This window comes from Mesorhizobium sp. M1D.F.Ca.ET.231.01.1.1, assembly GCF_003999155.2.
Taxonomy (GTDB): domain Bacteria; phylum Pseudomonadota; class Alphaproteobacteria; order Rhizobiales; family Rhizobiaceae; genus Mesorhizobium.
In genome coordinates, this window is the sequence record NZ_RZOZ02000325.1 from 1 (window position 1) to 278 (window position 278).

Genomic DNA, 278 nt, shown 5'->3' on the forward strand with positions numbered 1-278 from the left:
GGTCGCCTGGCGCGACATGCACGCGGACTGTGAGGTTGCCTTGCGCGATCTGTGCAGCCATTTCCTGCGCGGCGCGCGGCTCGCCTCCCAACTGCCGCAGAATGCTGCGCGAGATCAGCGTGGCAGTCGCAATGCCCAGCAGGACCGCAATTGCCGCGATCACCGCGACGATGTTGCGTACCGTCGAATAGGTCGCGGCGGCGCTCTTCTGCGCATCCTTGTTCATCTGATCTTCGAAGCCTGCCAGTTCCGTTGCGTGAGCGAGCCACACTCGTTGC

1 protein-coding gene is annotated in these 278 nt (G+C 64.0%); it reads right to left on the bottom strand.

All coding sequences use genetic code 11. The annotated features are described in order from the left end of the window. Nucleotides 1-226 (bottom strand): hypothetical protein (locus EN874_RS33495; RefSeq protein WP_210238608.1); only part of this gene is annotated, 226 nt, incomplete at its 3' end. Between the last annotated feature and the right edge of the window lie 52 nt (nucleotides 227-278).